The following is a 1,357-nucleotide window of genomic DNA, read 5'->3' as shown; positions in this document are numbered from 1 at the left end:
AACTTTTTTTCTTCTCGATAGAGATCGACAATATCTTGGATATCTTGCGTCTCAAATGTTTTAAGAATGCTGAAATCCATTTTATCTTTATATTGGCTTAATCCCCACACTGTGGCCCCCATAATGTAAATAATAACAATCAATTTAAATAGCATCTCTTAACACGCTCGCTCAAAAAATTCGTTTTTTTCCTATCATGTCAGATTATTGATCAGAAATCCCCTTGTTTTTTAAAGAAAAAATCCAAATATAAGTGTTGCAGATTAACTACATTTTGTAAAGAATGATATTCTTTCTTTCATTATTTTAATATTGTTATTTTTACCAATATACACAACTTAAAATTGCCATTTTCATATAACACAATCTCAATTTGAAAAGACTTCTGTCTCTTTTACGAAGAAGAGCTTGAGAGTGAACAGATCCACGATCAAGGCTTTTAAAACAAACAAACGAGAAGAATTAAACTGTCATCAAATGACAACACTCTCCAGTTTGTTAGAGGCGATGGAATGTCGATATATGAACAAATATTATTTGTTAAAGAGAGGTAAAATGACAGATAATAGATTCCAAAACATCATTTTTATCGTGACGATGCTGCTTTTTACGGCAGTTTTTGTATCAGATCCTTCTTATGCTGCTTCTACTGCTAGTGGAGGTGGTTTCGGGAAGCTTGATGGTGTTTTAGGCAACATTGTCACAATGATGACGGGTCCAACGGCAAAGCTTATTGCTATTATATGTGTTGCTGCTGTGGGGATTGGCTGGATGTACGGCTTTATTGATTTACGCAAAGCAGCTTACTGTGTTCTGGGGATTGCTATTGTTTTTGGTGCCCCCACTCTCGTCGGCAAATTAGCGGGCACAACATAAATGAACGAAGATACTCTTTTCCTTGCCTGTACGCGCCCGGCCATGTTTGCTGGTGTTACAATGGAAGCGATGGCGCTCAATGTTATGGCGACATCCATTCTTTTCATTTTGACCAGTGATTTTACCATGTTTGGTCTTGGGATTGGGATGCACTTTATTTTGCGAGAAGTGACAAAGTACGATCACAACCAATTTCGCGTATTATTTGCATGGCTCAATACCCGAGGAAAACAAAAAAACCTCAACCGATGGGGAGGAGGTTCAACCTCCCCTTTACGCCTTATCCGCACTTATAAGGAACTAAGCTGAAGGAACGAAACTGGTGAAACAGATGTCAATCATGAAACGGGAAACTTTGCCTGAAGAATATATTCCCTATATACGCTACATCAACCAACATATCGTTGCTTTAAATTCACGCTGTTTAATGGTTGTGATGGCTGTTGAGGGTATAAATTTTGACACTGCGGATATTGATCAA

At 37.7% G+C, this 1,357-nt stretch carries 2 protein-coding genes; both read left to right on the top strand.

The window, feature by feature from the left end:
* Positions 1-555: 555 nt before the first annotated feature.
* Complete coding sequence (locus ACFIO3_RS13180; protein ID WP_375615251.1) at positions 556-876, top strand: TrbC/VirB2 family protein; 321 nt, start codon at positions 556-558, stop codon at positions 874-876.
* Entirely contained in the window at positions 877-1,185 is a 309-nt protein-coding gene (locus ACFIO3_RS13175; RefSeq protein WP_212112790.1) for a type IV secretion system protein VirB3, read from the top strand.
* Positions 1,186-1,357 lie beyond the last annotated feature (172 nt).

This window comes from Bartonella sp. AD328YNZD (assembly GCF_042196425.1).
This window is presented reverse-complemented; position numbering and strand designations above follow the sequence as displayed.

Bases quoted from the DNA above. Each gene is read 5' to 3' on its own strand.
- ACFIO3_RS13180 (WP_375615251.1), top strand. From the start codon at position 556: ATGACAGATAATAGATTCCAAAACATCATTTTTATCGTGACGATGCTG.
- ACFIO3_RS13175 (WP_212112790.1), top strand. From the start codon at position 877: ATGAACGAAGATACTCTTTTCCTTGCCTGTACGCGCCCGGCCATGTTT.